Origin of the sequence: Bradyrhizobium sp. SHOUNA76, from assembly GCF_023006445.1 — a bacterium.
Lineage (GTDB): Bacteria > Pseudomonadota > Alphaproteobacteria > Rhizobiales > Xanthobacteraceae > Bradyrhizobium.
This window is the reverse complement of record NZ_JALBHA010000945.1, coordinates 1-1087: the sequence shown is the minus strand read 5'-3', so window position 1 is coordinate 1087 and position 1087 is coordinate 1. Positions and strand designations below refer to the sequence as shown.

Sequence of the window (1087 nt, the reverse complement as noted above, 5' to 3'; positions counted from 1 at the left end):
CAGCGGTCTCGGCGCTCCATCCGGCGCCGCTCGGACGCCGCGCGCTTCACGTCGGACTCCCTGGCCTTGGCATAGGCGTTCTCGGGTGAAGAAGTTGGGTCGGCCGAGGCCTGCTGCTCGGTGGATTTCATAGCCTTCGATGACGAAGCGGTTGCTGGCTTGGCCTGTTCTTTGGGCGGTTCGACCGCGGCCGCTTGCGACGGCGGCGGTGGCGGCGGTTCGGCGTTCGCCTGGGTGGGCTGCGTGTCAGGCTTTGCGGCTTCAGGCTTGGCTTCGGCCTGCGCCGGTGTCGCAACAATCGTACCGAAGGCTTGCGAGCCTGTGAGATAATCGACGCGTTCCGAGGGCGCCTTTGTCGCCGCCGGCGCGCCGGCGGATTCGGCGCGCTGCGCCATTTTGCTGGTGTCCGGACCCTGTTTGGACGTGACCGGATTCATGATGTTGCCGGCAACGATGCCGCCACCGAGACCGATGGCAATGGCCACGACAATGGTTCCGGCACCGACGAAATAGGCTGTCGAGGCGCGCATTAATCCACTCCCTCTTTGGAGCGAGCAACGCGCGTTGATTGCCGGATGTTCCTGGTGTCGTAGCAGTTCCCGGAGGAACTTACGCCGTCAGATCTGCTGCGCGACCTTTTCGAGCCCGATGAGGCGGGCGAGCTTGCGCACTTCTTCCTTCTGATCGTCACGCAGCTGGAACAGCAGGGGCATTGCGGCCGACTTCAACTGCTGGACCTCATCGCAATTCGGATCAATCTGCGCGCTAGGTGGCGCGTTCGGATTGGAGAGCCTGTTGGCCGAGATCTTGCGGACGACGTTGCGCAGCGCGGTCTCGACCGAAGGCCAGTAATATTCCTGCGACGAGGACAGTTTCAGGCGATCCCTGATGCCGGAGATCTGTGCGTCGGAGAGCAGGGTATAATGTTTCTGCGGCTGCGGCTTGGCCGCCACCTTCGGCTTGGCCGGAACTTCGACGGCGGGAACCTCCGCCGCGGCGGGCGCTTCGGACAGGCTCGACGCCTTGGGCATCGGGAAATCGGACGGCGTTGCAGCGGCAAAGGCCTGCCGCAGCGGCTCGGCCAGCA

General features: G+C 64.4%; 2 protein-coding genes. Both read right to left on the bottom strand.

The features are described from left to right. A partial coding sequence (locus MOV74_RS38835; RefSeq protein WP_246932878.1) for a hypothetical protein occupies positions 1-530 on the bottom strand: 530 nt, incomplete at its 3' end. 87 nt (positions 531-617) lie between these two features. After that, positions 618-1087, bottom strand: a 470-nt coding sequence (locus tag MOV74_RS38830; RefSeq protein WP_246932876.1) for a hypothetical protein, incomplete at its 5' end; no start/stop codon positions are given.